This window comes from Bifidobacterium sp. LH_743 (assembly GCF_056355775.1).
In genome coordinates this window covers 452,542-476,798 of sequence record NZ_JBKESZ010000001.1, presented here as the reverse complement: position 1 = coordinate 476,798, position 24,257 = coordinate 452,542, and the positions used below count along the sequence as shown (strand labels likewise).

20 protein-coding genes and 4 tRNA genes are annotated in these 24,257 nt (G+C 58.7%); 1 reads left to right on the top strand and 23 read right to left on the bottom strand.

Features of this window, described 5'->3' with window-relative positions; genetic code table 11:
- Window positions 1-125 precede the first annotated feature (125 nt).
- The 8 genes from rpsI to dinB all read right to left on the bottom strand — a co-directional run bounded on the left by rpsI (window position 126) and on the right by dinB (window position 8,808).
- A complete protein-coding gene (rpsI, locus tag AC1ATL_RS01940) occupies window positions 126-617 on the bottom strand; it encodes a 30S ribosomal protein S9 (protein WP_026646515.1) in 492 nt (163 codons plus the stop codon).
- A gap of 20 nt (window positions 618-637) precedes the next feature.
- Window positions 638-1,087: a 50S ribosomal protein L13 gene (rplM, locus tag AC1ATL_RS01935; RefSeq protein ID WP_204441774.1), complete on the bottom strand. Its 450-nt coding sequence runs from the start codon at window positions 1,085-1,087 to the stop codon at window positions 638-640.
- Window positions 1,088-1,364: 277 nt separating this feature from the next.
- Entirely contained in the window at window positions 1,365-3,527 is a 2,163-nt protein-coding gene (gene malQ / locus AC1ATL_RS01930) for a 4-alpha-glucanotransferase (RefSeq protein WP_432624052.1), read from the bottom strand.
- 69 nt (window positions 3,528-3,596) lie between these two features.
- On the bottom strand, window positions 3,597-4,259 hold the full coding sequence (locus tag AC1ATL_RS01925) for an AbrB family transcriptional regulator (RefSeq protein ID WP_476568048.1): 663 nt from the start codon (window positions 4,257-4,259) through the stop codon (window positions 3,597-3,599).
- 45 nt (window positions 4,260-4,304) lie between these two features.
- On the bottom strand, window positions 4,305-4,943 hold the full coding sequence (locus AC1ATL_RS01920; RefSeq protein ID WP_476568046.1) for an IMPACT family protein: 639 nt from the start codon (window positions 4,941-4,943) through the stop codon (window positions 4,305-4,307).
- A gap of 59 nt (window positions 4,944-5,002) precedes the next feature.
- Window positions 5,003-5,995: a D-2-hydroxyacid dehydrogenase family protein gene (locus AC1ATL_RS01915; RefSeq protein ID WP_476568044.1), complete on the bottom strand. Its 993-nt coding sequence runs from the start codon at window positions 5,993-5,995 to the stop codon at window positions 5,003-5,005.
- 75 nt (window positions 5,996-6,070) lie between these two features.
- The gene (locus AC1ATL_RS01910) at window positions 6,071-7,438 is read right to left on the bottom strand and encodes a CapA family protein (protein ID WP_476568042.1); all 1,368 of its coding nucleotides are present in this window, start codon (window positions 7,436-7,438) and stop codon (window positions 6,071-6,073) included.
- 38 nt (window positions 7,439-7,476) lie between these two features.
- Window positions 7,477-8,808, bottom strand: a complete 1,332-nt coding sequence (dinB, locus tag AC1ATL_RS01905) for a DNA polymerase IV (RefSeq protein ID WP_432624048.1) — start codon at window positions 8,806-8,808, stop codon at window positions 7,477-7,479.
- Window positions 8,809-9,034: 226 nt separating this feature from the next.
- Between dinB and AC1ATL_RS01900 the strand changes: the two genes are divergently transcribed.
- Window positions 9,035-9,122 (top strand) — tRNA-Ser (locus tag AC1ATL_RS01900).
- A gap of 566 nt (window positions 9,123-9,688) precedes the next feature.
- Here the strand turns inward: AC1ATL_RS01900 and AC1ATL_RS01895 are convergent.
- From AC1ATL_RS01895 to AC1ATL_RS01825, 15 genes are all read right to left on the bottom strand, one after another.
- Complete coding sequence (locus tag AC1ATL_RS01895; RefSeq protein ID WP_432624047.1) at window positions 9,689-11,140, bottom strand: carboxylesterase/lipase family protein; 1,452 nt, start codon at window positions 11,138-11,140, stop codon at window positions 9,689-9,691.
- A complete protein-coding gene (locus AC1ATL_RS01890) occupies window positions 11,137-12,726 on the bottom strand; it encodes a glycoside hydrolase family 43 protein (RefSeq protein ID WP_432624046.1) in 1,590 nt (529 codons plus the stop codon). The genes AC1ATL_RS01895 and AC1ATL_RS01890 overlap by 4 nt, the downstream gene beginning before the upstream one ends.
- The gene (locus AC1ATL_RS01885) at window positions 12,723-13,862 is read right to left on the bottom strand and encodes a family 8 glycosyl hydrolase (RefSeq protein ID WP_288637477.1); all 1,140 of its coding nucleotides are present in this window, start codon (window positions 13,860-13,862) and stop codon (window positions 12,723-12,725) included. Before AC1ATL_RS01885 ends, AC1ATL_RS01890 begins: the two co-directional genes overlap by 4 nt.
- A 1-nt stretch (window position 13,863) precedes the next feature.
- Window positions 13,864-15,906, bottom strand: a complete 2,043-nt coding sequence (locus AC1ATL_RS01880) for a right-handed parallel beta-helix repeat-containing protein (protein ID WP_476568038.1) — start codon at window positions 15,904-15,906, stop codon at window positions 13,864-13,866.
- A gap of 701 nt (window positions 15,907-16,607) precedes the next feature.
- A complete protein-coding gene (dapC, locus tag AC1ATL_RS01875) occupies window positions 16,608-17,756 on the bottom strand; it encodes a succinyldiaminopimelate transaminase (RefSeq protein WP_151263251.1) in 1,149 nt (382 codons plus the stop codon).
- Window positions 17,757-17,955: 199 nt separating this feature from the next.
- Entirely contained in the window at window positions 17,956-18,276 is a 321-nt protein-coding gene (gene fdxA / locus AC1ATL_RS01870) for a ferredoxin (protein WP_476568035.1), read from the bottom strand.
- A gap of 33 nt (window positions 18,277-18,309) precedes the next feature.
- A complete protein-coding gene (locus AC1ATL_RS01865) occupies window positions 18,310-19,809 on the bottom strand; it encodes an amino acid permease (protein WP_476568033.1) in 1,500 nt (499 codons plus the stop codon).
- Window positions 19,810-19,914: 105 nt separating this feature from the next.
- Window positions 19,915-21,114, bottom strand: coding sequence for an FAD-binding protein (locus AC1ATL_RS01860; protein WP_476568031.1), 1,200 nt, complete (start codon window positions 21,112-21,114; stop codon window positions 19,915-19,917).
- 61 nt (window positions 21,115-21,175) lie between these two features.
- Window positions 21,176-21,346, bottom strand: coding sequence for a 50S ribosomal protein L33 (rpmG, locus tag AC1ATL_RS01855; protein WP_003807891.1), 171 nt, complete (start codon window positions 21,344-21,346; stop codon window positions 21,176-21,178).
- 51 nt (window positions 21,347-21,397) lie between these two features.
- Window positions 21,398-21,471, bottom strand: a tRNA-Met gene (locus AC1ATL_RS01850).
- Between the two features lie 5 nt (window positions 21,472-21,476).
- Window positions 21,477-21,548, bottom strand: a tRNA-Thr gene (locus tag AC1ATL_RS01845).
- 1 nt (window position 21,549) lies between these two features.
- Window positions 21,550-21,631, bottom strand: a tRNA-Tyr gene (locus AC1ATL_RS01840).
- Window positions 21,632-21,885: 254 nt separating this feature from the next.
- Window positions 21,886-22,179 carry a co-chaperone GroES gene (groES, locus tag AC1ATL_RS01835; RefSeq protein ID WP_011742802.1) on the bottom strand — a complete coding sequence of 98 codons (294 nt, stop codon included), beginning with the start codon at window positions 22,177-22,179 and terminating at the stop codon, window positions 21,886-21,888.
- Window positions 22,180-22,403: 224 nt separating this feature from the next.
- Entirely contained in the window at window positions 22,404-23,372 is a 969-nt protein-coding gene (locus AC1ATL_RS01830; protein ID WP_476568028.1) for a hypothetical protein, read from the bottom strand.
- Window positions 23,373-23,647: 275 nt separating this feature from the next.
- Window positions 23,648-24,253, bottom strand: a complete 606-nt coding sequence (locus AC1ATL_RS01825; RefSeq protein WP_432623355.1) for a GNAT family N-acetyltransferase — start codon at window positions 24,251-24,253, stop codon at window positions 23,648-23,650.
- Between the last annotated feature and the right edge of the window lie 4 nt (window positions 24,254-24,257).

Here is a 24,257-nt window from a genome sequence, read left to right as displayed (position 1 = left end):
CGACCGATATGCCCGGCCGATATGTCCGGCCGGTAGGCCCGGCCGACGAGGCAAAACGGACAAAAACGAGGAAACCCCTCGGAGACCAAATGGTTTCCGAGGGGTTTCGTAAAGCTTGATAAGCTTTAGCGCTTCGAGAACTGCGGAGCGCGGCGTGCCTTGTGCAGACCAGCCTTCTTGCGTTCCACGACGCGGGCGTCGCGGGTCAGGAAGCCAGCCTTCTTCAGGGTGGCGCGGTTCGCATCGCGATCGATGGCGTTCAGAGCGCGGGCAACGCCCAGGCGGATTGCGCCAGCCTGGCCGGTGGTGCCGCCACCGTCAACGAGGACGATAGCGTCGAACTTGCCTTCGAGCTTGAGCAGCACGATCGGGGAGTTGACCTCACGCTGCAGCAGCTTGGCCGGGAAGTACTCTTCCAGGGTGCGGCCGTTGATGGTCCACTTGCCGGTGCCCGGAACCAGGCGAACACGAGCGACGGCTTCCTTACGACGACCGGTGCCGTAGCCCGGAGCGATGGTGGAAGTACCGGTGCCAGCGCCAGCGTTGGTCTCGGTGGTGTACGAGGTGAGCTCCTCTTCGGTCTCGAGAACCGCGGAGTTGTTGGTGTTTTCAGCCATGTTTCTTATCTCCCTTCGGTTCACTTAGCCTGCTGCGAGACCTGAGCGATCTCGAAAACCTGCGGCTTCATGCCAGCGTACGGATGCTCGGCACCGCGAACGATGTGGAGACGATCCAGCTGAACCTTGGCCAGACGGTTCTTCGGCAGCATGCCCTTGATGGCAGACTTGATGATGCGCTCGGGGTTGGTCTTGAGCAGCTGAGCGTAGCTATCGCGACGCAGGCCACCCGGACGACCGGAGTGCATGTACAGTTCCTTGCCCAACTTGTTGCCGGTCAGAGCGATCTTGTCGGCATTGAGAATGATCACGTGGTTGCCGGAATCGGCGTGCGGAGCGTAGGTCGGCTTGTTCTTGCCACGCAGCAGGATCGCTGCCTGGGAAGCGAGACGGCCGAGCACCACGTCGGTGGCGTCGATGACGTACCAGTCGTGAGTCAGATCAGCTGGCTTCGGAGTGAAAGTTTTCACGATGTACCTTTTCTATATATTGTGTTCCGGACCATCCATCAGCATCATGCACGTTGGTTAGGCGCGGAATAATGCCGTTTTCAGGCCTCATTATCCGTGGGCTCCCTGAAAGTCCTCGATGGCGAGTGGGAAAAGCGCTTTGAAGGACCCCGTAGGGAAACACAACAATCTACTAGTGTATCGTCCGCCTTGACATTCGGCAACACGAAAAACAAGGGTGTCCACGGACAACTTGCCCGCGGACACCCTGTCACACTGTCACACGTTTTCGAAACGATCAGCCACGCATGATGGCGGTGATCTCCTGCAGACGCGGCTCGTCGAAGAGCTTTTCGAGCGGCACCACGTTGCCTTCACCGTCGGCCAGCGGGATGCGCCAGTTCGGGTATTCGTTGTTGGTGCCCGGCTGGTTCTGTGTGCGCTTCTCACCGACCGCATCCACGATGGAAGCCGCCATGAGCTTGCACGGGGAACCTTTCAGACCGCGGTACAGAGCATCGATGATCTCATTCTCGTTGGCTGCCTCATTCTCCAACGCTGCCTTGTCGAGATAGCCTTCCTCGACCAACATGCGCAGCATGGCGTTATGCTCGGCCGTCGCGGACTTCTGGAATTCCTCCGCCGGTCCGGACAGTAGTCCGAGTTCCTCGCGCAGTTTGACATGGCCGTACTCGAGATAACCGGCCGCCGGCGGCATGTCATGCGTGTTGACGGAAGCCAACGCGTACGGACGCCAATCCTTCGGCGCACGGAACACGCCGTCGTTCTGCTCGAACCATTCCACGGCGCAACCGAGAATGCCATGCTCGGACAGCGACTTGGACACGTAGGCCGGCACCACGCCGAGATCCTCGCCCACCACGACGCCACCGGCACGGGACGCTTCCAGAGCCAGAATGCCCAGCATGATATCGGAATCGTAATGCACGTACGTGCCGTCGGTGGCAGGCTTGCCTTCCGGAATCCACCACAGGCGGAACAGACCGAGGATATGGTCGATGCGCACCGCGCCGGCGTTGGCGAACATGCCGTGCACCATGTCGCGGTAGACCTGGAAACCGGTCTGCTCCAAGGCGATCGGGTTCAGCGGCGGCTGGCTCCAGTCCTGTCCCTGCTGGTTGAACATGTCAGGCGGAGCACCAACCGTGGCACCCTTGGCGAACCGTTCCGGATTCCACCACACATCGGAGCCCGCGGGATGCACGCCGACGGCCATATCCGCGACGATGCCAATCTTCATGCCGGCCCTGCGGGCGGCTTGCTGTGCCGCGTGGAGCTGCTCGGTGGCGACCCATTCCAGCCAACGGTAGAACTCCAAGGTGTCCGGGTACTTCTCACGCAGATGCGCGACTTCCTCGGAATCGCGATTGTATTTACGGACCCAATTGTCGGCGTCGTCGGCGGGTGCTCCCCACTTGTCGTAGCACAGGCACCACGTCGCGTAGGATTCGATCTCGTCGCCGCAATCGGCGAGATAGCGATCGAAATCCGCCTGACGCGTCTTGGTGCGTCCGGCCTTGTAGATGATCCACAGCGCATGCTTCTTGACACGCCACATGGCATCCCTGTCGATGAGGTTCGCATCGTCGTTCAACGATTCAACCTGCTCGTGCAGCGCGTCGACCTCGGCCCTGTCCCCATGGGAGAGCGTGAGGTATTCCGGCATGGATTCCGGACGGATGTAGCTGAAATTGACGAAGCGGCGGGAAATCGGCAGGTATGGCGACGGCGTCAACGGAGGCACTGGCTCCGCGGCGTGCATCGGATTGATGAGCATGAAATCGGCGCCGGTCTTCTTCTTGGACTCGACCAGCATGGTCTTGAGGTCCTCGAAATCGCCCACACCCCAGGAGCCCTTGGAACGGATGGAGTACAGCTGGCTCATCCAGCCCCACAGGGAGCCCTGCTTCATATCGTCGAGCAGTTCGATTTTCTCCGGAGCGCTGATAACGGTTGCAGTCTCCTTGCGATCGCCGACAGCGACAGTAAGGGTGTGGTATCCCTCAGGCAGGTCGGCCGGCAGCACCAGATACGACGTGCAGAAGAAATCGCCATCGACGTCATTAGCCGTCTTTTCGCCGCCCTCATGGGCGATGGCGCCGGCAAACTGCTCGCCGTTCTCCAGCGTGATGGTGGCTTCCGGCACGTCGAACACGCCGCCGTGAACCTCCACTTTGCTTTCCTTGCCGACGATATGCAGCACCGTCGGGGCCACGACGCGCGTCTCGCGCTCGGACTTGATGGATGTGATGGACTGTTTGATCGCCTCGTCGCTGGAAGCGTCAATACCAAGCGCCTTGAGCACCGCCACTAGAACATCGTCTTCGATTTCGTGGTAATCATGGCTCATACCGACATAGCTGGTGGCGACACCCACCAGCTTTGCCAGACGAATGAGCGGACGGGCGAGACGCGTTGCGTTTTCGGTCTGTTCTGTCATGCCTCCCAGTGTAGGCATAAACCGAACGCACCACGCGCGAAAATCTCATAAAAATGACAACGTATGCAACTATTTTTCCGCAAGGTGGCGCGCGGCCGCCTTCCGCACATCGTCAGCATCGTCCTGCGCCAGCTGTTGGAGCGTCCGATCGGAAACGTTCGGGTTCAGCGCGACGGCCCTACGCACCATGGTGGCGAGCACCACTGGGGCATCCGGCTCGATCTGCGTTCCCAACGCTCCGAGGAAGTCCAGTGTGTCAGCATCCATGCTTGGATCCTCGGCACCTTCAAGACGCATCTTCCACGACGTGCGCTTGTTGCGCAGCGCGGTCGCACGGACTTCAGGCGATTCGTCCTTGGTCAGTCTGCCGACCAACCAATTCTTGTCATCGGAATTTCCAGCAACGGCCTTACGCACCTCGGGCGATTCGTCGGTTGACAGTTTGACCAGGATATTCGGGAACGGCATGGTCTCGGCGAGGAACACGCGATCCTCCAGCGGCGTGTGGACGTTTCCCGCGACCGCCTCCAGCAGTGCGGTGGCCCGGGAGAATGCCGCCTGATCGGAGCGGTCCGGCAACGGACGCCTTGCGAACTCGCTCAAAGCGGCGGAATCATCGGAATGCCGCAACCGCTCGTATGTGGCGGTCAACGGCTCGAAATCCACGGTCTCATCGGCGTTCGAGGCGTCGGCCTGCGAATCATTCTCATGCTGCTCGTTCTCATCACTCATATTTTCACCTTACGACACTATATGCATGCGGCTCACAACGTGAACTCATACTTTGACCGGACGGTTGGACGTGCCCACCAGTCGCGGAACGACCGTAGCGTTGAAAGTTTCCACAACTCGGGATGCGAAGACATTCGCCTGTTCCTGCGGAACCACCACAGTCAAGGCGATGCGGTCAGTGTACTGCGCGTCGGTCTGCTCGCCTTCCACCGTTGACAACAGATTCTGGAAGCTGCCCAACTGCGGATAATCAAGAGTTACCTGATATTCGCCGCACGGTACGATTTTCGCCTTGGAAGCAGCCTTGACCGCAATTGACGCACCTGTGGAATACGCACGAATCAGGCCGCCGGAACCAAGCAGGATACCGCCGAAATACCGTGTGACCGCGACCACGCAATCAGTCATTTCGTTTGCCCGCAGCACGTCGAGAATGGGCTTGCCGGCGGTTCCGGACGGCTCGCCATCATCGCTCATGCGTTCCGCAAGACGTCCATCGGATCCACCACACACCGCGGCATAGGCGACATGCCGGGCTTTCGGATGCTGGTCACGGATCGTCTGAACGAAAGCGAGCGCCTCATCCAACGAGCTGATATGACAGGCGTCTCCGATGAATTCCGATTTCTTTTCGACGAAGGCGTCGTGCGCCGGCCGATCGGCGGAATCGAGTATGGTCTGCATGCTGTTCAACCTACCTAACCTCACCGACCGCGCGCATATGCTGCTTCCCGGTTATTTTTTCAGACGACGACGTTGAAATCCTCGCCCTTGAAGAAGGCTGCGATGGACTGCACGACCTGCTTGGTCAAACCGATGTACGCGCCATCGGTACGCCATGCGATGTGCGGGGTGAGCACGATGCCGGGAATCTTGCACAGCGGATCGTCGGCGGTCAGCGGCTCATGTTCGAACACGTCAAGCGCCGCCGGAATGTCTCCGCGCTGGAGCCTTGTCAGCAGGGCACCCGGTTCGATCACTTCGGCTCGCGCGGTGTTGACGAACAAGGTTCCTGGGCGCAGCGCCTCGAGATTTTCCGCGGTGATGATGCCACGGGTGGAATCAAGCAGCGGCATGTGCACGGAGACCACGTCGGAACCAGCGATCAGCTCATTCATGTCGTCCACCGGGTTGACGCCCAGATCCGAGAACACCTGTGCCGGCACATGGGAGTTCCATGCGGACACCTTCATGCCGAAGGCCTTGGCGATGCCGGCCACGGTCTGTCCGATGCCACCAAGTCCGATGATGCCGAGCTTCTTGCCGAACAGCTCGAAGCCGTCGGCGCCGTCCCAATCCCCTTGCTTGACCTGCGTGTCGAGCGCGCCGGCATGCCTGGTCAGCTCCATAAGCAGCGCCATCGTGTGCTCCGCGACGGCATGGTCGCCATAATGCAGCACATTGCAGACGCGGATGCCGCGTTCCTTCGACTTGTCCAGATTGATATAACTGGCCACGCCGGTGCCACCGAACGCGTAGCATTTGACGTTCGGAAGGCGGTCGAGGATGGCGTCGGTGCAGTGGAATCCGATGACCATGACGGCGTCCGCATCCTCGCACCGCTCCACGATGGTGTCCTCGTCGAGTGTGAAATCCTCGTACATGCGTACGCGGGCCACGTTCTCAAGCATCGCAAAGTTCTTCTTGAACGGTTCGATCATCGAAGCGATGACCACCGGCATGACCACCAACGGCAAATCCGTCCGTTCGGGTTGGGTCTCGAAGATTCCATCCATGTCTTTCACCTCACACAGCGCGCGGAACCGCGCATATCATTGCAGCTTCTACATGGCACATTGTGCCACGAAACGTTACTTCCCGGACGAATCCGTCTGCTCCGCGGTGATATTCCACTCGCGGACCACCTGCTGGTCGGCGCCCATGGAGTAGATCACGTTCCAGATGCGCTGCCGTTGGTTGGCATCCTCGGTCTCGTTCCAACAGGCTCCATCCGGATGGTCGCTGGATATCGGGCACCACTGGTACCGTCCTTGGCGCATGTTCGCGGTCGGCACCCAGTCGATGCGGCTGACTCTCCACGAACCGGCCACGCCCTTCTTGCCGGCGAACTGGACGCGGGCCGTCACACCTTGGTTGTTGACCAGGGTCTCCGGCGTATTGGCCGACTCGGTCACCGCATTGCCCAAACCGTAGATGATCCATGTGCCGTTATAGTTCTCAATGGGCTGGGCGCAATGGCATCCGGCGCCGTAAATCACGTCGAACGCGCCCGTATCGGCCAATTCATGGGCTTCGGACTGCTGCCAGGAGTCAGCGTAGTCGAGGTATTCCTGCACGGAATGCATGGCGATGGCCACCACGTCGGCTCCCTGCTTGCGGGCTTCCTTGGCTTTGGCCACGGCTTTGTCAATGTCGGATTGGTGGTTCGGATCGCCGCTTTCACGCAGACGGTCCACGCGCCAGTCGTAGTCGGGAGTCTGCGCGTTCAGCGAGACAGTGCCAGCGACCAGTCCCAGCTTGCCGCCTCCGGTCGGGGAATCGATGACCAGCGGCTTGGTCGAGTCCTCTTCGGTCTTATACGAACCCGTCTGGGCAATGCCGTCCTGTTCAAGGGTGTCCCATAGGCGCGCGATGCCGTCCGCGCCCTGATCCCACGAATGGTTCGATGCGTGCGTGCAGGCGCGGTATCCGACTTTCGCCGCCGCATCGGCGACTTCCGAAGGAATGTTGAAGACCGGATATCCGGCGTACGGACCTCCACGAGGCGCGATCGGCGTCTCGAATTCGCAGACCGCGATGTCGGAAGCGTCGATGTATTTGCGCATCGGCTCGAACAGGCTGGTGAAATCATAAGCCGTTCCATCGGTCGCGGTGGTGTCGGCCCCGGCAAAGTTGTCCCACAGACCAGGGTGGAACAGCAGATCGCCATTGACCATCATGGCGATGCAATCGGTATCCGGACAGTCCGGCGAATTACCGTGATGTTCCTTCGGCTCGGCCTTTTTCACCACATGCTTTTTCTGCTTGGCCACGTCCATCTGCGTTGCGGCCCCCTGCCCGGCTTGGGACTGTGATGAATGCAAGCACCGCGTCAGGAACCACCCACCTACCGCCAGCAATACAACAAGCACGACGGCTGCGACGATGGCCAGCCTGCGACGTCCTGCAACCAGCACTTCCGGGTTGCGGGCATGCACCGCCTTGTCCCTGTATCTCATGGCACTCCCCCTGTTTCTTCTCATGCTCCATATCACTCTCAATGTTCAAGATTACCTGATGGCCCCGTACGCCATACGCCAAGACGCACGCTTCCTTTACCGTATTTGAGCCGTACCGCGTCTAATGCCGCTTCCGCACCGCGTAGCCGTTCCGATTGGGTCGACGGTTCGGTATCCGTTCCACGACCCCGCTGCGCCTCGTTCTGCTCTTCAAGCATGTCATCAAGCGAAAGCTGAACCGCCGCATCCGCCGCTTCGACCAAACCGCCCGCGCTCATGCCGGCAAGTCGCACCGGTCTGGTCAAGGAAATGGCGTCGATAGAGCTTTCCGGCATGCCCATCATGGCCAGCAATAATGCGACACATTGCGGATACAGCATGCTTGCCGCATCCGTCGGACAGTCCAGCGTATGTCCTTTCGTCGCATAGCTCAAATCCGGGAATCGCAGCTTCACCATGACCTTACGCGCCATCAACCCTCGTCTGCGCAGCGTGCCGGCCACATCATCGCAACACCAGCGGAGCATGGATGTCACCTGCCGCATGTCTTGGGTGTCCTTGTCGAACGTGCGTTCCGCGCCGACGGATTTCTCCTGCGCACGCGGTGCGACAGGGCGGTCATCCAATCCGCGTGCCGCCATGTACAACCCGCGCGCGCTGATGGCTGACCCCGTCGCCTGCTCAAGCGATTCCATGCTCATCTTCGCCAAGTCAGCCACGGAATCAACGCCCCATGCGTTCAGTCGTTTCTCCAAGGACGGACCGATGCCAGGTATGCCACGCAACGGCATCATCTGCACGAATTCGGCATGTCTGGCCACGGGGATCATGAGCATGCCATCCGGTTTGGCATTGGTCGAAGCCATTTTGGCGACAAGCTTGTTCGCCGCGATGCCGACGGAACAGGTGATGTGGTACCGTCTGGCGACCTGATCGCGTATCCAAGCTCCGATGGCGCGGGGACTCTTCCACCGCAGCAGCGCGCCGGAGACGTCCATATAGCATTCATCCACGGAAACCTGTTCGATGCGATTGGTGACGCGGGAGAACACCTCTGTGAAGATACGTCGGGACATCTCACGGTAGTAGTGGATGTCCACCGGCAGAAAGACGCCGTTCGGGCATAGTTTTCTTGCCCGGGAGCTTGCCATCGCCGAATTGATGCCGTATTTGCGTGCCTCATAGTTCGCCGCGGACACCACGGAACGGTTGCCGATGCCGATGATTACCGGTTTGTCGGCGTATTCCGGATGCCGCGCCACTTCGAGGGATGCGAAAAAAGCGTCCATGTCGATATGCAGCACCGTGCATCCGACCTCATCGTGACCCCAGTCACGTTTGGCCGCTGCGATTCTTGGTGCCGTGCTCATGATTCCATGATAGACAACGATTCGGCAGTTTTGGAACAAATGTTCGAATATGGCGAAACCTGCGGGCATACCGGCGTGTCGCATATCGATGAGACCGCTCGACACGGCTTGCGCGTTCGAGTCCCACTGACATCACCACACGTTTTTCTCTCATTTTTTCACAATATGGTGTTTCGCACGCGGATAGATGCTATAGTTACATGCTGTTGCGTCGTAACGCAACAGTGGAGTCATGCCTGAGTGGCCGATAGGGGCACCCTGCTAAGGTGTTAGTCGTGTTTAGCGGCTCGAGGGTTCGAATCCCTCTGACTCCGCCTTGAGGGTTTTCGGAGAAATCCGGAAGCCCTTTTTTTCATGCCAAAACGGCGGAATACCAACGATTTCAAGACATACGGCGCAAACAGAGAATGTACGAAAATGTACGCCAATGCCAACATTTCCGGTACCCAGCAAGGTACCCGAGTTGGGTACCCAACAAGACAGCCGACGACTGCACTGCAAATAGGCCATCGTGTCGGCAATGGTCATGAGCGGGGGGTTCAGTCTTCCTCATAATCACCCCCGTTCACGCTCACCGCAACGTCCAACAATTGAGACGCCACATCCGACGGAATCCACGCAGACACGCCCCTATACGGCGAAACGTCCGGCCTAGAACACTTCAAACAGCTCCTAGCCTGCACAACGCCGAACAGGGTCTTTAATGGCCCGAGCCTCCGCGAGACGCCACCGACGAACCAGACGACAGAAACGGTGAAAAGTCGGATAATCAGTCTCGAAATCCTCCTGCACGCGCAACGGCAAATCATTATGCGGCAGGGACGATCCGCAAAGACCGTCCCTGTTTACATATCAGTATTTATACATCAACGGCATGCCGTCACAGGCCAAATGCTTTTCGATCCGTTTCGGTAAGCCAATCCGTCCGCATGCCCGGTTCTTGGCACAAATGCATGGCGGGGCATTCCTCACCGATGCAAGGATCCCATACAGGAAGCGGCGTTCCGTCACGGTCCGTTCCGTTGGGATCGCCATTGGCGGCGAAATTGGTCCAGTACAGCCCCATTCGCCTTGCCAGATCGTAATGCCATCCAACGAACGGACGCCAGCATTTCGCAAGGCTTCCAAAGGAGAACCACAGATCGGACGAGTGAAAGGCTCCGGCATCATCCCCCGGCATAGCGACATCGAAATGATAGTAGTATGGCGCGGTCCCACCGCTTGCGGTCCATTTGCGGATCAACGTGAGATTGCCGAGCTGGCCGACATGCACAGGCTTCCCATCTTCAGTCGAAGCGATGAACTCATTGGTCGTGTTGCCGACCAGCATGTCGACGTTGTTGGCCTTGCAGCTCTCGACGATACGCTCCTCCTGATCGGGAAGGAACAGGCCGTCCACGCATGGCACCCAATTGACGATCATCGACCAGTCATCTTCACGTCCGCTGTCCGGTGGAACAGGCAGGGACTCGGCGGCTTCCAATACCGTTCGGGCCGGGATTGCACGGGCCTGCTCCAGCGTGGAGACACCCAATGCTTCGAACAGACGGATTCCGTTGGCCTGCGCATGCTCCAGCGTGTCCTGCCGCGCATTGAAATACCCTAAGCCTGCGCCGGATTGCATGATGGCTTTCTGAAACAGGCCATGATTCATCGGCGAGCAGATCTGGGCCAAGACGCTGGCGGCACCGGCCGATTGGCCGAAAACCGTGATGTTTTCCGGATCTCCGCCGAACTTCGCGATGTTTTCCTTCACCCATTGGATTCCGGCACGCTGATCCAGGAATCCGAAATTCGCATATGGTTCGCCGTCGCCGCGTTCTACGGCCTCCTCATGAAGCAAAGGGTGCGTCATAAACCCAAATGCATTCAGACGATAGGCCACACTGACCACAACGACGCCGTTCGCGGCGAGATGCGTGCCGTCGAATTCCTTTTCAAATGTGCCGCCGCATTGATAGGCTCCGCCGTAGATCCAGACCATGACCGGCAGCTTTTCGGAGGCTACCATGCTATCCGCGCCATATCCGCGTAATGCCGGAGTCCAAATATTCAGGTAGAGGCAATCCTCGCTCATCGGCGCGGCCGGATCGGTGCCCCATTCACGATCATAGAAATCATCGGAGGCGCCCGGCGTCGGCTGCATCGCGGTAGGCCCGAAATCGAAGGCTTGCAGCACACCATCCCATGGCAGGGCCGGCTGCGGCGCACGCCAGCGCAGACCGCCGACGGGAGGCTGGGCGAACGGGACCCCTCGGAACACGGTGATGCCCTGATCTTCAGCCGCCAAGCCTTCGACAGTTCCTTGCGCCACTATGACCTGTCGCTTCATTGCTCTCTTTCCTTCGTACCCGGCGTCGAATACGCAAAGTCGTAAAAATCGGCGATTCCACCAGTCTCTTTTGTCGAATACAGGAACAATCCGATACGGCAACCTGTGAAATGATCCATTTTGAAGACCATCCGGTGCGCTGTTCCCAATGGACACCATTCGGATTCCGGCGTATCCGCATCGCGGTAGAAGAACGTCACTTCATCCTTGCAATCGGTGAAATCATATACCGCGCGCAGGCGCATGCAATCCGCATCCGCCATGATTTCCGCATCCGTTACGGCTGGACTGTCCCAATCATCGTCGGAGAAGATGGAATCGTCATTCACCGGCTTGTATTGGACGGTCAGCATCGTGCGGCCGTTCCTTCGCGTAAGCGCGATGTAGGAATAGCATCCTTGGAACGCCGCCAATCCGGCGAAGTCGCCATCATGCAATGTCGACGCGTCGACGGTGACTTCGGCCACCGTCACCGGCCCCATCGTGCGCTGCGTCAGCGTGTTCCATGCATGATTGAGATTCGAGCTGATGCGTCCGGAATGCAGGCGGAATGCTCCCGGACGTTCCGTCAGTGACCAGTATTCGTCATGTGGGATGTGATTGAACTGCCAGTATGGCTGCAGACAGTTGGCATCGACTCCGCCTTCGGCGTTATGCCGGGCTATGAATTCGCTTCCGTTGATGGGCGCGACAGGTTCGGCACAGCTTGCAGCCGGCACGCTGACCGACTGCGGCACTTTGCCGTTCTCGCCGACAACGGGGAATCCGTCCTCGCCGAACCGCATCGGCATCAGTATCGGCACGCGTCCCACACCGCCGCGGTCCTGCATCATGAATGCATACCAGTCGCCGTCCGGAGTGTCCACCATACCGCCTTGCGCGACTCCGTAACCGTGGAAGGACAGGTCGTCTTCGATAATTTCACGCACTTCGAAAGCGCCATCCAAGGATTCGGCCATCAAGCAGGCTTCTGTTTTGCCCTTGCCTTGCGGGAAGTGACAGGTGAAGACGTAATAGCGTCCATCATGCTTGTACAGGTGACTGCCCTCATAACCAAGGTCAGCCTGCGGATCGTCCTGCACGATGACCCGGTCGAGCCCACCCGGCATCGGCCCGCTTAATTCAGGATTCAACTCCGTGATGCGCAATGTCGACTGCCCATATACGACATAGGCTCGATCATCGTCGTCAAAGAACAGTCCGCTGTCGTGATAGAAGCCGTCAAGCTCACGCTTTCGCCATGGGCCGCATGGATCGTCCGCCGTCAGCAGATAGCTGGCATGCGTATCGTTGGCGGCGAACAACACATACCAGGTGCCCCGATGGTAACGCAGTGACGGCGCCCACATGCCTCGACCGTAGGCGTTGGCACCTTCACATTCCAAACGTTCTTCAGGGGTATCCGCCACGATATTCAATGCGTGCGCAATGAATTCCCAATGCACTAGGTCATAGCTGCGCAGAATATCGCACCCGGGTGTGAAATGCATAGTCGTAGTGGCCATGTAATACACGTCTCCGACCCGGATGATGTCCGGATCAGGAAAATCCGTGTAGACCATAGGATTAGTTGAGGTAATCATCATTCATACCGATACTTTCCGCTCAACGCCAGCATGGCGAAAGCATAGAGGAAATTGTCATAATAACGACGCGTGCCGGTTCGCATCGGCGTATTCCACAGCATGCGCACCCATTCACGGGCATTATGCTCCGCGTCAGGCTGGGCCGAATGCACCGCCGCAAGTGAGCCTTGCGCGGTCGCGGCCAGGAATCCGACCGGATGAAGCACGACCTCGTCCACGGCGGTGCCGTCGATGGCGTAGACGCTAGTACGGTCGTGGGTCAGGAAGAATCGCTGCAGCGCGGCGACGCGGTCGCACAGCACTTCCTGCGGACCGTTCCAGGCTGCATCCAGTCCGATATTCGCCGCGGTACGGTAGGCGTCGGAATAGAAATGCCAATGATTGGACTCGTCGACATGCGGCTTTCCGTCATAATCCGCGTATTCAGCGTTCATGCCGGTCCGCTCGTCGCAGGCCGCCTGCAGATAACGACGGCTTGCGGCGGCTGCCTCATGCCAAAATGGACGGTCTTCTTCGTCGGCTTCTTCGGCGAATACTTCATAGAAGTGCGGCAGATGGTAGGACGGATCGCTCCACTCGGTTTCAGGAATGAACTTGATGAGCTTGTTGTCGGGATTCCACATGGGCTCGCCGTCGTAGCGTTCGCCCTTATGAACGCAATATCTCAAGATCTCGCGTCCCCATGCGGAATATTCGTAGATATCCTCGCCATCACCCCAGCGACGGGAGGCGAGGAACAGGTCCATCGCGAAATATTCCTCGCCGTCAGGTGCAGGACCATTCGAGTTCGGCGTACCTTCCGGCGCGACCGACCATGCGAAATAATGCGCATGATGACCGTCCTTCATGTACATGTGACGCATTACCCAGCCCCACAGCTTGTCGAATACGTCCTTACGGTCGTATTGCAGGGCGATCATCATCGCATAGCTCATACCCTCGGTACGTACATCGTTGTTGCCGGTGTCCATCACATAGGCAAGACCTTCGTCGTTCTCCCAATAGAATTTGTTCGGACCTTCGAAAATTTCATGCCAGACCTGTGACACGCGCCTATCGATGGCGTCCTGGGCATATCCGCACTGTGCGAACATGGACTCGCCCAATGTCTTGTTGGTATCGGTTGCATTTGTCATATCAGTTGTTCCATTCCCAGATTCGGATGCGATTCTCTCCGGAGACAAGACCATTCAACGCCCCGGCCTTGCGTTCCGTTGCCGTCAAGGCTTGTCCCAGCAAGTCGGTGTCCAGCACATAGTCACTGCCATCGGGCTGTCCATAGCGTTCCTCCACGATGCGAGGCACGCCGAGCATATCGCTGGTGACGACCTGCATCCTGGTATCGGCGACGGCCTGTGGCACAGTGCACTGCAGGTACAGTCCATCGGGTTCTTCGACCAATGTCACCGGCATGGGCTCATCACACGCAACGCTCGTGGAGGCGGTGCCGCCGAAGAACGGGGCGTCCTCCTGCATGCGTTCCGAATCGTCGGCCGCACCTTCCTGCTTGTTCAGCCCCTGTGCGCCGGACAGATAGATGTTGCCGCCCGCGTATAGAGACTGCAGAGGATTGCGCTCGCCACCACCCTGCGAAGGATCTGCCCACATGGCCCGCTGGCGTTCCAAGTATTCATGCATCGACATCGGGCAATCGCCGTAGGCGGACAAACCATATTCACCGACAGTCGGTTTCACCGGTTGCGGCGCGAACATGTTGTTCAGCCAACGCTCATCGCCGCCGGATACCACAGCGCACCCGGCCACCTCGGTGGTGTGCGGATAGTGATACGGCGTGGAACGGTCGGGGACGGTATGCGGTTCAATGCCGCCGCAAATCAGATTGTTGACGAAGGCACCACCTTGCGACCAGTTCTGGAACATCACCGGCGAGGCGAAAACGTTATTGTCCACCAGATACGGCCCATGACTCACTTCAATCATGAGGTCACGGACGTTATCGTGGAACACATTGCGCGTGATGCGTGTGCCCTGCGTCTGCCAATCCATCCACATGCCCAGCGAGCAGTCGTGGATGTTGTTGTTGGCAATGACCGTATCCAATGCGGCATGGAATTTGATGCCAGCGACCTCCCATCCGAAGAATTCACGCTTCAACGCAATGTGATGGACATGGTTATGCTCGATACGGCAGAATGCGCTGCCCATATGTCCGACGATGGCATTCTGTCCGCACTCGTAGATGTCGTTGTTGCGTACGATATGACCGCCGATCAGCCCCTTTTCCCAGCCGATGCGGCGGGCTTTGAACACGGCCTCCAACTGGTACTGGTAACCGGTCTTGCGCTCGGTTTTCGCCCACTCGTTGTCACCGGATGAGATTTCCTTGCCCAATGACACCGCGGAGAATTTGGCGTCATGCAGCACGTTGTCTTCGATGATCCAGCCATACGACCAGTTCGGGCCGATCATGCCCCACTGCTGCGAGGTAGGCGGCGCCCAATCTCCAGTGGCCTGCGCCATTTCAAAGCCACGCACGGTGATGTAGTTGACATGGTTGCGGGAAGGGAAGAAGCATGTGCGACGAACACTGACCTCCACCAGTTCCTCATTCGGATCGGCACCTTGGAAATTCGCCCAGATCGTTGTGGTGCCGGCATTCTCGTCCACTTCGGCATGCCATACATAACGTGTACGGTCCACATCCGGCACAGGGCAGGGAATCTTCAACGCGAAATCCTCATCCGTATCACGCGGCTGCGGATCGTATACGCCTTCCAACGTCGTCGATTCGAAGAAGGAAACACCGTTGAGATACACATCGCCAAGATGTTTGTCCGGGTCCTTGCCGAACTTGGGCATTTCCAGCCAGTCACCGAAAATCGGGGTCGCGAATGGATTGAAATCCCCGAACATCGTATTATCAAGCACCACCGTCCATACATGCGGATGATCGGCCAATTCCGTCCAGCCCTGCACGCATTCCGAGCCTTTGATAACCGGCCGTGCTTCGCCTTCGGCTCCGCAGTAGGTGATGCGCTCATGTTCACTCAGACCGCCGCGTTTCGGATCGACTTGTTCGCGGTATGCGCCTTCATGCACGATTACCGTATCGCCCGGAGAGGCCATCTGCGCGGCCTTGGAAATCGTGGCGAACGGATGCTCCGCGTCGCCGCACGCAGCATCGTTGCCGGTTGGTTTGACATGGTATTCAAACTTCATTGCTGCATCTCCTTATCCAATATCGGATGTGGGAATACAAAGTCTTTCTCCTTTGGCGACATGCACGAACACACATCTTCATGTTTCGTAAATGCTTTAGCATTTCAGTCAAAGCATTGCTTGATTATATGACTTGACTTTCAAGAAAGTCAAATCACTTAACTAAATACTTAAATTTTTTGTTACGAAAGTTCTATATGCAAATATTTACGAAACTTTCGAATAGATTTAAGTATTCCAAAAGCAGGAAATTACAGGCTTCCGCCCAAACACGATTAACTGCGAAAACTATTTACGCTGTCCCCGGCAATAGCGTTATCATCGATGCTTCATTGGCCGACAAACTGACACTGTACTGGGGAGAGCTCTCTCACTGCGCCACTCGCACGCCCGGTTCCGTGACCGCCATCGCCGTGTTCCACAACGTCAAAGCGCGCCGTTGTTCATCACGCAGCCTTGGCCAATCGCAATCGGGTTCCAAAGTATAGTTCGGCAATTGGGCGAATATGAATGGTAGTTCCGGACGCTTGAGTAGCGCACGTCACTCCTGGATCAGCGACATCAACAGCTGCGCATAGCCATAAGACGCATGGGCGTTGGACTCCCTCTGACTCCGCCATAATGAAGGACCTCCGAGCGAATCGGAGGTCCTTTTTGTTTTCAACGCTTTCGTTCGTCAAAAGGCCATCGTCAGCAAACCGTCAACGTGCCAATCGTTCCGCGGCGGAGGCGATCGCCGCATCACTGGCCGTAGCCGAGAATCGCAGGTATTCCGGCGCTCCGTAGAACTCGCCGGGGCTGGCGACGATGCCGATTTCGGCAAGCTGGCGCAGATCCTCCCAGCAGTCGCCGGACTTGGCTTTCACCCACACGTACAACGCGCCTTGCGGCATGTCGGTGCAGTATCCGTATGCGCGCAGAGCACTCACCAGCATGCCCAGACGCTCCTGGTAACGGGAATGCTGGGTCTTGACCGCGTCGAAGTCACGCAGCCCGGCGGCCATCGCAGCCTGCACCGGTCCGGGAATGATCTGCCCGATCTGTTTGCGGTATGCCGCCATCGGCCCGATCAGCGATCGATCGCCAGCGATAAGCGCCGTACGATACCCGGCCATGTTGCTTTGCTTGCTCAGCGAATACAGCACCAATACGCCTTCGGCGGACCCGCCACACACATCGGCGCGCAAGGCGCACGGCGTGGAGGCAAGCGTATCCGCATCCGCTTCCGCAACGTCGTCTTCCCATTGCATCAACGCATAGCATTCATCGGACAGCACCACGGCACCAATCGCGCGCGCGGCACGCACAATACCGGCCATCTGTTCCGCGGACAGCACCTCACCGGTCGGATTGCACGGCGAATTGACCCAAACGGCCTTGACGCCCGGCACATCCTTCCAGGAATCCGCATCCGCCACGTCGTCGACCTTCAGCGTTTGCGCGCCGGCCAACTGCGTGCCGATCTCGTACGTCGGATACGACACCTTCGGCTGCACGACGACATCGCCTTCGCCGAAATGCAGCAGCGACGCCATCAACGCGACGCCTTCCTTGGAACCGACCGTCGGCACCGCATCGGCGCCGATCGCACGCAAATCGACATTGCGGGCGGCCGCGAACCACTCGTGAATGGCGTCACGCAAATCGGCGGTACCTGCCGTAACGGGATATCCGTACGCGTTCGGGTCGTTCGACGAGACCGCGAGCGCCTTACGCACCGAATCGGGAACGGGGTCGACGGGAGAACCGACGGACAGGTCGACCATGCCACCGAACGCGGCTTTCGCCGTACGTTTGTACGACGCGATGCGGGACCAGTCGTACGGCGATGAAAATTCATGAAAACCCATCCGTAAGGCTCCTTTTCAAGCGGAAATCACAACCATGTTCCAGCATACGGCAATCGACGTGCCGGCACATGCAACCGTTCCATACAAAAACCGGTTTGCCGCTGACGTGTGCAAACGTCAGCGGCAAACCGGTTAAAATCGACCGCGAATATTCCGCTTTACGCGCAATATGGAAGGCGGACGCATCAGCAAGACATGCTCACTGGTTCTGCGGCGGCAGGGCCGCGACCTGTTCCGGATCCTTGCCGATCGGACCGGCGGCGGAAGCGCCACCCAAATCGCCCACCTCGGCGAAGAAGTTGACAGCGGCATCCTTGTACCAAGCCCACTCCTCCGGCAGATCATCCTCGTAGAAGATGGCCTCGGTCGGGCACACCGGCTCGCAGGCGCCGCAATCGACGCATTCGTTCGGATTGATGTACAGGGAACGGGAGCCCTCGTAGATGCAATCGACCGGACATTCGTCCACGCAGGCCTTGTCCTTGACATCCACACACGGCTGGGCGACGACATATGGCATGGTTACCTCCTCAACAACACGTACCGTTCCAGATTACTCTTGCTTGGCAACTTCGAGTTCGCCAGTGCCGAGCCGGGCGTGGCGGTATCCGTAGCCGAAATAGATGGCGAAGCCGACGATGAGCCAGACCACGAAACGGATCCAGGTGAGCACGCTCAGATTGACCATCAGCCAGAGGTTGGCGATTGCGATCAGGATCGGCACCCACGGGTTGCCCGGGATCTTGAAGGAGCGTTCCAAATCGGGACGCTTCTTGCGCATGATCGGAATGGAGATGGCGACAAGCGTGAACGCAGAAAGCGTGCCGATATTCACCATGTCGGACAGGATGCCGACATTGCAGCAGGCCGCGATCAACGCCATGACCACACCGACGATGATCTGCAGACGCACCGGGGTGCCATGCTTGCCGGTATGGCTCAGACCGCGAGGCAGCAGGCCGTCACGGCTCATGGCGAACACCACTCGCGTCAGGCCCAGCAGCAGCACCATGACCACGGTGGCCATGCCGATGACGATGCCGAGGCTGATGATCTTCGCAGCCCAGTCGGCGCCAACCATCTTGAACGCGACGGCCAACGACGGGTCCTCCTGCTTGGCGAGGTCCTTGTAGGAGACCATGCCGGTGGTGACGATGGCCACGAGGGTGTACAGCACGATGATCAGTCCCATGCCCACGCCGATGCCCAGCGGAACGTTCTTCTTGGGGTTGACGGTCTCTTCGGAGGCGGTGGCCACGACGTCAAAGCCGAGGAACGCGAAGAACACCAAGGCGGCACCGGAGATGATGCCCGTCACGCCGTAGATGCTGGGCGACATACCGGTGGCCCACTGCCACAGAGGCTGCTCCATGACGGCGGAGAGGCCGGAGCCGTCGGTGGAGGCGGCCGGCTCGCTCGGCGGAATGAACGGGGTGAAGTTCTCTGCTTTGACGTAGAAGAAGCCGACGACCACGATGAACACCACGATGGCGATTTTCAGGATGGTGAGAGCACCGTCCACCCTCGCGCCGATTTTGGTGCCGAGTACCAGCAGCGTGGTGAAGAATGCGACGATGATGATCGGGGCCAGATCGAAGTTGAACGAGCCGATGGAGATATTGGTATTGATGTTCCAGCCGATCAGCTCGAAGAACTGGTTCAGGTACACTCCCCAGTATTTGGAGACGACCGAGCCGGCCATGAGCATCTCAAGAATCAGATCCCAGCCGATCACCCATGCCACGATCTCACCGACGGTGGTATAGGTGAAGGTGTATGCGGAGCCGGCCACCGGAATCATGGAGGCGAATTCGGCGTAGCACATCACGGCCGCGCCGCACACCACGCCAGCGATCAGGAAGCTCAGGACCACCGCAGGTCCGGCGTGGAAGGCGGCCGCCTGCGCGCCGATGGAGAAGATGCCTGCGCCCACGGCAACGGCCACACCCATGATGGCAAGATCCCACCAGGTCAGATCGCGTTTGAGCGCATGGCCGGACTCACCTGTTTCAGCCAGCGTCTGTTCGACGGATTTCTTGCGAAATACGTTCATGTCTCGTCCTTCTCTTCTTTCCGCCCGCGCGGTTTCACGCTCCACCTTCTAGAGCACAAGGCGCAAGTATAAGTCGTTTTCGTCACATTGACGGCGTGCGTGACGCTATTTAAGATTCATGCCGATGACGACCGGCTCGGGCACCAGTCGGATGCCGAACGCGGCCTCGACGCCGTCCTGCACGGTTTTGGCGAGGCGGGCGATATCTTCGGCTGATGCTCCCCCACGATTGGTCAACGCCAACGTATGCAGCGTGGACAGGCCAGCCGGAGCGTTTTCGTTGATTTTGAACCCCTTATGGAAGCCGGCATGGTCGATGAGCCAGGCCGCGGAAGTCTTGAAGCCCTGCCCGCCGCCCGGCAATGCCGCGTCGAAGCGCGGCGCGTCTTCGGGAAGCGTCTCGGCCTGCTGTGGCGTGAGAATCGGGTTCATGAAGAAGCTGCCGCAGCTATGGCGGTTGAAGTCCGGACCGTCATCGCCGTTCTGCTTGGATTGCGATTCAAGAGCGACATCGACCAGATTCGTCTTCTTGGTGCCCTGCATGGCCGGCGACGCATAGCGATGCGCGTCTTCCAGCATGCCTTTAGCCGCACGCACCTTCAGCACCGCGTTGCGGATGTCCGCGGTGTTCATGCGATCGCCCACGGCGACGTCCAACGCCTTGGCGAGCTGACCGTAACCGACCACGCCCGTATCGCTGTGCCGCAACGCGAACGTGACGGACAGCACCACGTATCGCGGCGTCGGGAAAAATTCCGCGGCCGGAGTCGCCGGAGCGCTGTACATGCTGGCTTTCAGCGCGCTCATGCGGTAGCCGAAGGCGAGCTGATCGTTGCGCAACGCCTTTACCGCACGTTCCTTGCGATCCCAAACCTCGACGCTGTCGACGCTGGTGGCGACCTCCTGACCGTACGCGCCGATGTTCTGCACTACCGATGCGCCGACAGTGCCGGGGATGCCGGACAGGCCTTCCACGCCCTCCAGGCCAAGGCAGACGCAATAATCGACGAAATCATCCCAATTGCAACCCGCTTCGACGTTGACGCGCACGACACGCCCATCGTCCTTCGGAGAAGACGTTCCATCCAGTACGTTGATGGAACGTCGCGCGTCGCGAACCACCACTCCGTCGAAGGGAGCGTCGTCCACGAGCATATTGGATCCGCCGCCAATCACGCACAGCGGCTTTCCTTTGGAGTCCGCGTCCTCGACTGCTTCGATGACGCCGTCACGTGTGGTCGGCTCCAGGAAAACGGCGATATGCCCGCCGACGCCGATGGTGGTGAGATCTGCAAAACTTGTCATAACGCTCCAGAGTAACAAAAAACCCGACCAAATTGGTCGGGTTCCGAAAGCTTGTTTCCGTTCAGCGGGTTTCGCGATGCACGGTCTGCTTGCCGCAGCGGGAGCAGAACTTCTTGAGCTCAAGACGATCCGGCGTGTTACGGCGGTTCTTCGTCGTGATGTAGTTACGCTCCTTGCACTCGGTGCATGCCAGCGTGATGCCCGGACGAATGTCGGCGCTCTTGCTTGCCATCTAGTTCACCTCTTGTGGTTCGTTGCTATACCGACATGCCGTCGGCCTTTGTAGCGAGAAAGAGACTCGAACTCTTGACCTTACGATTATGAGTCGTACGCTCTAGCCAGCTGAGCTATCCCGCCATGAGAGCCTCGAGTGAGAATCGGACTCACGACCTCTTCCTTACCAAGGAAGTGCTCTACCACTGAGCTATCGAGGCGTGGCGGATAGTGGATTCGAACCACTGAAGCACGAGGCGACTGATTTACAGTCAGTTCCCTTTGACCGCTTGGGAAATCCGCCGTGCTGCCTGTTTGGTTGAACCCCAACCGGCAACCCGTTTAGTATGGCACAAACCGGTCGACTTATGCAAATACGGCGTGTCGCGACGGTCAGAATCGACGCAAATCGTTGAAATTCCAACGATTCTTGCGAATCAGCGCCAAATCGGCATCCAACAGTGCTAGACAGCGCCAAACAACGAAGAAACCCCGCCTCCCACATCTTGCGAATCGCAAATATGTGGAAAACGGGGTTTCGACGGCTACGCGCCGCTCTCAGCCGAGGATGGCCAGGATGTCGCGGGCGGAAACGATGAGGTAGTCCTCACCCTGATAGTGCACCTCGGTGCCGCCGTACTTGGAGTACAGGACCTTGTCGCCGACCTTGACGTCGACCGGAATGCGCTCGCCGGCGTCATTACGACGACCCGGGCCAACAGCCAGGACTTCACCCTGCTGCGGCTTCTCCTTGGCGTTGTCCGGAATGAACAGACCGGATGCGGTCTGGGTCTCGGCTTCCGCCTGCTTGACGATGATCTTGTCTTCCAACGGTGTGAGTGAGATCGACACTGTGGACCTCCTCTTTCTTAAGAGAAATCGATACTTACCGCGCCGGGACCCGCTAGCAAGAGGCTGACGATCACTTACGGCGTCGTCCTTTTCGCGCTGAGACTTATCCTAGCGCGATTATTAGCACTCTGCCAACTCGAGTGCTAACGCTGTGAGAGAAATTATGGAAAAAGCCCAGAACCATTAAGGTTCCAGGCTTCGCAAACAAATGTCCAAGCGTTTCGTCAGGCGCTGCGACGGGCCAGAATCGCCTCGAGACCGGTTCCTAGGGAATCGGAGGTGGCATCCGGAGCGTCCACGTCGGCACGAACCTCGGCATCATGGAATCCCGAGACATCCACCGCCTTGAGATGCACACCTTCCTCCACACGGACGGCGGCCTCATCGGAATCCATGGCGCTGATCGCGCCGCTCGGTACAATCAAAGGCTCAGCTTCAGCCCCGCCATCCGAGACGGGTACGGCTTTGGCGACCTGCTTGGTGGATTTGATCTCCATGCTTTCCGGAGCGTCTTCGGAGATGTCGTTTCCGTCGCGCGGCGCTCCCAGCGAGAAGGAAATCAGATCCTGGGAGGCATTGGTCCGAACAACTGCGGAAGCCCCATCCGAATCCTCGCGTTCATCATGGATGGACAGTCCCACTTCCCCGTCCGTGGCCGATGAATCCTCCCTCTCAGCAGCATGCTGCGCATCGGCCTGAGAAGCGGCGCTCTCCCTACGCTTCAACATCGCGGCGTCACGATCGGCCTTGCCTTGGTCAATCGCCTGGCGAATCTCGCCGGCGGACACCACATCGGTCTTCACCTGCTCGTCATCGACGTTCCGTCGACCTGCGGACGACTCCCGTTCATCGAGCCTGGCGCGCTCCGCCTGTTCCTTCTGCGCACGACTGCGCTCGGCGGCGGCACGCTTCCTCATCCTGGAACGGTATCTGGAAACCTTCCGCTCCCATGCGACGGCCTGTTTGGACGCCCTGATGCCCAACGCCAGCACCACCGCCAGCAAAGCCGCGGGAATCAGCGCGAACAGCGGATTGAAATGCAACGCAAACGCGCATACCAGCACGACGACCGTAATCGTCAGCAAAGAAAGCACGATCATCCGCCTACGACGGATGGCGGCGCGTCGAAGAGCCCGGACCTGCGCGATCCGCTCCTCGGACATTCCACCCGCATGCGCCTGCGTGGACTGCATCAAAACCCCTTTCGCTTTCGCGACGGTATCATCGGAAAACCGTGTCCCGCTATCGGCATCAACCAGATGCAGCGACGGCGAAAAGCGGTCCTCGCGATGTTCGATCACCCTCTTCATGCCCTTGACTGTCCGTCTCGGAAGCCATACGGCCATAAGGATGACAACGATCGCAAGCACGACCACCGTGCTTAACGATTCATAACCCATATGTCACAAGAATAAGTGACATTCCGACAATCACGGCGACGAACCACCGGCGTGTCGGATTCTGAGCGTCAGCTGAATGGAATGGCGGACATCAGCCGCGCGGTGAAGCCGTTGGGCGCATCCTCCGCCATCAACACATAGCTTTCATGATCCCGCCACTGTCCGTTGACGTACATATACGCGCGACGTCTCCCCTCGTACGTCGCGCCGAGCTTGATCGCGACGTTCCGGGAACGCTCGTTCTCAGGCAGCATGTCGATTTCCATACGATGCAGATGGGGTCCCGTCGCATCGAACATCGCCCAATCCGCCATCAACGCGACAGCCATCGGCGCGTAGCCCCGTCCCGCGCACCGCTCATCCACCCAATAGCCGACCACACCGGAACGCATCGCGCCATAGCAGATCGCGCCCAACGACACTTGCCCGACAATCCGGCCATGATGCTCGATGGCGAACACGGCCCCACTGCCGTCACGTTCGTTGCGGCGCAGCCGCCGCATCCATTCCTTATACGAGATGGGCTTGCCATGCATCGGATCATTCGACTCCCATGGCTTGAGCCAGGCGTCGTTGCGCCACCGGACCTCGTTCCACTCGTCATAATCGGCCGACGTCAACGGGCGCAGACTCACTGGAACACGCATGCTGTGCGATTGGATGAACTCCGGCATATCG